This is a genomic window from Terrabacter sp. P5_B1, from assembly GCF_056400505.1.
In genome coordinates this window covers 1-3,263 of record NZ_JBFULD010000406.1, presented here as the reverse complement: position 1 = coordinate 3,263, position 3,263 = coordinate 1, and the positions used below count along the sequence as shown (strand labels likewise).

Sequence of the window (3,263 nt, the reverse complement as noted above, 5' to 3'; positions counted from 1 at the left end):
GCCCAGCAGCAGGATCCGCACGTCAGCGCTCCGCGAGCTGCGCGCGCACGCGCGGCACGACCTCCTCGGCGTAGAGGCGGATGCACTCCATCCGCTGGTCGTGCGGGAGGGTGCCGAAGGAGTACTTCAGCTGGAAGCGCGAGAGACCCAGCACCTGCACGGTGTCGACGATCTTGGCCGCGACCGTCTCGGGTGACCCGCAGTAGACCGCCCCCTCGGGACCGAGCTGCTGCAGCGCCTGCTCCCTGCCCATCGGCGCCCAGCGACGCTCGCGGCCGAGCTTGTTCATGTAGGGCAGGAAGTGCGGCATGAACTCCTCGCGAGCCTGCTCGTCCGTCGCCGCGACGTAGCCGGGCGAGTGGACGCCGACCGGGAGCTCGGGCTTGCCCATCTCGGAGAGGGCGCGTCGGTAGAGGTCGGCGAGCGGCGCGAACTGTCGCGCCGACCCACCGATGATGGCGATGACGACCGGGAAGCCGTAGTGCGCGGCGCGGACCACCGACTGGGGCGTGCCGCCGACGCCGACCCAGACGGGCAGGTGGCCGGACTCCGTTGCAGGCATGACCTTCTCGACACGGACCGGTGGCCGGATCGAGCCTTCCCAGCGCACCGGCTGCTCGGCGACGACGGCAGCGAGCAGGTCGAGCTTCTCCTCGAAGAGCGTCTCGTAGTCGCCGAGGTCGAGGCCGAAGAGCGGGAACGACTCGATGAACGACCCACGCCCGACCGTGATCTCGGCTCGTCCACCACTGATGGCGTCGACGGTCGCGAAGCGCTGGAAGACCCGGATCGGGTCGTCGCTCGAGAGCACCGTGACCGACGTGCCGAGCCGGATCCGCTCGGTGCGACCGGCGAGGCCGGCGAGCAGCACGTCGGGGGCGCTGACGGCGTAGTCGTCGCGGTGGTGCTCGCCGATGCCGAAGAAGTCGAGGCCGAGGCGGTCGGCGAGCTCGCCCTCCGCCAGCACCTCCCGGATCACCGTGGCCGGGTGCAGCGGCGTCCCGTCCGGACCGTTGGCGATGTCTCCGAAGGTGTCGAGGCCGAGGTCGAGGCTCATGCGCCCATCGTAGGTAGGCCGCCGACCACCCACGTGCGCCCGGCGTCCGGGTCCCAGCGGCGCACCGACTCGAGGGTCCCGTCGAGTGGCGGCACCGTGCCGAGGACGGCGAGGGCCGCACCGACCTGCTCCACGGCGAGTCCACGTGCGAGGGTCACGTGCGGCGTCCAGAGGTCCGCGCGCACCCGCTCCGGGACGTCGGGGGCAGCCTCCATCGCGCCCAGGACGGTCTGGTGGAGCGCCAGCAGCGAGCTGGTGGGCACGACCAGCCGCGCGAGCACGAAGCGCCGCGAACCCATGACGAGAAGCGCACCGAGCCGCACCGGCACTGGTCGCATCCCCGCCAACGCGTGGAGGATCCTCGCCTCGACGGCATCGGGGACGCTCGCGGCCGCCGACAGGGTCAGGTGCGGGGCATTCGTCGTCCCCTGGTGCCCGGACTGGCTGGGCAGACCCGCGTCGGCGAGCGCCGTCCACTCGCGCCGCACCTGCGTGTCCGTGTCGGTGTCGAGCACCGCCTCGACCGAGTGCAGCGGCATGCTCAGGCGACCGGCTGCCGTGCGGGGAGGGCCGTGGTGCTCTTGCCCGAACCCGGGAGTCCTTCGACCATGACGAGCGCGCTCACGGCCCCCACCGTATGCCTCGCTGCGGCCGCCGGGATCGTGTGGCACCGTTGGGCCGTGGAACCAGCCGACGTGCCCGTTGACCGGGAGCCCGTGCTCCGTGAGCCGGCACACCGGGTCTCGCGCCGTGCCGTCCTCATGTGGACCATCCAGGCCGTGGTCGTGCTCGCCGTGCTGCTCGCCGGACAGGTCGTGTGGTGGCTCGTCGACGACGCCTCCTCGCGCACGGCGCACTGGGCCGTCGGGGTGGTCTGGCTCGTCGCCGGGGCGGCCTATGCCGTCGCCATGCCGCAGTGGCGCTACCGCGTGCACCGTTGGGAGGCGACGCGGCGGGCGATCTACACCCAGAGCGGGTGGCTCCGACAGGAGCGCCGCATCGCCCCGCTGAGCCGGGTGCAGACGGTCGACCTCGAGCGCGGCCCCGTCGCCCAGCTGCTCGGGCTCGCCTCCGTGACCATCACGACCGCGTCCGCCGCCGGACCCGTCACCATCCACGGGCTCGACCTGCCCGTCGCCCACGGGCTCGTCGACGCCCTCACGGCGGCCGCCGTGGCCGAGACGGGCGACGCCACATGAGCGAGGACGCCGAGGACACCGACGGCTGGCGCCGGCTCGACGCCCGGATGCTGCTCGTCCATCCGCTCGAGACGCTGATCCGCTTCCTTCCCGCGCTGCTCGCGGTCGTCATCTTCCGGTCCGGCTCCGACGGCAACGACCGGTGGGAGCTGTATGCCGTCCCCCTCATCATCGCCTTCGGCGTCCTGCGTTGGCTGACCACCCGCTACCGCATCGCCGACGGCCAGATCGAGCTGCGGCGGGGCCTGTTCACCAAGCAGACGACGACCGCGCGACTCGACAAGGTGCGCACCATCGACCTCACGGCCCGGGTCTACCACCGGCTGCTCGGCCTGGCCAAGGTCGAGGTCTCGACCGCCGGCGGGCGCCACGACCGGCTCGTCCTCGACTCGCTGGGCGTCGACGCCGGGCGCCGGCTGCGGGCCGAGCTGCTCCACCGCCTCGACCCCGCCGTGACCGGCCTGCCCGCGCCGACCGGCGCACCGGTGGCGGTCGACGAGGTGTCCCGCGAGGCGCCAGCCCCCGCCGACGACGAGCTGCTCCTGCGGCTCGACCCCACCTGGATCCGCTACGCCCCGCTCACGGTCACCGGACTCGCGAGCGCCGCCGCGATCGTCGGCTTCGCGACGCAGGGCTTCTCGCGCTTCTCGCAGGAGCGGTCGGTCTTCCGCAACGGCGCCTCGATGGTGTCGCGGCTGTCGTGGTGGGCCGACGTGCTGCTCCTGCTCGGCGTCGTGTCGCTGCTCGCGGTCGGCGCCTACGTCCTGACGTTCTGGGGCTTCCACCTGACCCGCAACCGTCTCGGCACCCTGCACACCCGCCGCGGCCTGCTGACGAACCGCGAGACGAGCATCGACGCCGCCCGCGTGCGCGGCATCCGGCTCGACGAGCCGCTCGGGCTCCGGCTCGCGGGCGCCCGACGGCTCAAGGTCGTCACCTCGGGACTCCTGCGCGAGCAGGGCGGCTCCGACTGGTTGTGCCCGCCCGCGCCGGCGGGCGTCGTCACC

4 protein-coding genes are annotated in these 3,263 nt (G+C 73.1%); 2 read left to right on the top strand and 2 right to left on the bottom strand.

Going from position 1 to position 3,263, the window contains the following annotated elements; translation table 11 throughout:
- Positions 1-22: 22 nt before the first annotated feature.
- The gene (locus AC1DP0_RS20005) at positions 23-1,057 is read right to left on the bottom strand and encodes an LLM class flavin-dependent oxidoreductase (protein ID WP_478087981.1); all 1,035 of its coding nucleotides are present in this window, start codon (positions 1,055-1,057) and stop codon (positions 23-25) included.
- Entirely contained in the window at positions 1,054-1,596 is a 543-nt protein-coding gene (locus AC1DP0_RS20000; RefSeq protein WP_478087979.1) for a 2'-5' RNA ligase family protein, read from the bottom strand. The genes AC1DP0_RS20005 and AC1DP0_RS20000 overlap by 4 nt, the downstream gene beginning before the upstream one ends.
- A gap of 69 nt (positions 1,597-1,665) precedes the next feature.
- Here AC1DP0_RS20000 and AC1DP0_RS19995 point away from each other — a divergent pair, with 69 nt between their 5' ends.
- Entirely contained in the window at positions 1,666-2,256 is a 591-nt protein-coding gene (locus tag AC1DP0_RS19995) for a PH domain-containing protein (RefSeq protein ID WP_478087977.1), read from the top strand.
- Positions 2,253-3,263, top strand: a 1,011-nt coding sequence (locus tag AC1DP0_RS19990; RefSeq protein WP_478087975.1) for a PH domain-containing protein, incomplete at its 3' end; no start/stop codon positions are given. The genes AC1DP0_RS19995 and AC1DP0_RS19990, both read left to right, overlap by 4 nt.